1 protein-coding gene is annotated in these 230 nt (G+C 43.5%); it reads right to left on the bottom strand.

Annotated elements, in window-relative coordinates; genetic code table 11:
- On the bottom strand, nucleotides 1-230 hold a 230-nt coding region (locus tag HMI57_RS18970), incomplete at both ends, for a hypothetical protein (RefSeq protein ID WP_216607724.1).

Raw genomic sequence — 230 nt, 5'->3', positions numbered from 1 at the left:
GCCCATCAATCATGGCAAAACCAACGCCAATCATCAGTAGTCCTCCTAAAAGCGAGACAAAGATGAGAATTGATTGCCACATATTCAAGTATTCATTCATATGACTACCTGTGACTGTATCGAGGCGACTTTTAACCAGTATTTGCCATTCACCGTGATGTGCTTCTTGAATGGTTGGAAACGGGACAATTGCCGCCAACCCTGTCAAAAGCAACGCCGGTAAACTAATA

Origin of the sequence: Arthrobacter sp. 260 (assembly GCF_013116745.1) — a bacterium.
Classification (GTDB): domain Bacteria; phylum Actinomycetota; class Actinomycetes; order Actinomycetales; family Micrococcaceae; genus Arthrobacter_D.
The sequence above is the reverse complement of the archived record's forward strand: the minus strand, read 5'-3'. Positions and strand labels throughout refer to the sequence as shown.